1 protein-coding gene is annotated in these 349 nt (G+C 63.0%); it reads left to right on the top strand.

Annotated elements, in window-relative coordinates; all coding sequences use genetic code 11:
• A partial coding sequence (locus tag EN862_RS35205) for a HAMP domain-containing sensor histidine kinase (protein ID WP_245519825.1) occupies window positions 1-349 on the top strand: 349 nt, incomplete at both ends.

Below are 349 nucleotides of genomic sequence, written 5' to 3'. Positions count from 1 at the left end.
CCTCGATCGCGGGTTTCATCGAGACGCTGCGCGGACCGGCCCGCAACGATCCGGCGGCGCGCGAGCAGTTCCTCCAGATCATGCAGAACCAGACCGGCCGCATGGCGCGCCTGATCGATGACCTGCTGTCGCTGTCGCGGCTGGAGATGAAGCCCTATCTGAGACCGGGAACCGAAGTCGATCTGCGCCAGACCGTCGACAGCGTCATCGATTCGCTCGGACCGCTCGCCCGGGAAAACAATGTCGCCATCGAGCGCGATTTCGCCAAGGGGCCGCTCGATGTGCCGGGCGATCGCGACGAGTTGTTCCAGGTCTTAGAGAACCTTTTGGAAAACGCCTGCAAATACGG

Source organism: Mesorhizobium sp. M2E.F.Ca.ET.219.01.1.1, assembly GCF_004016445.2.
Taxonomy (GTDB): Bacteria; Pseudomonadota; Alphaproteobacteria; order Rhizobiales; family Rhizobiaceae; genus Mesorhizobium.
Note: the sequence above shows the minus strand (reverse complement) of the source record. Positions and strands in the feature narration are given on the sequence as shown.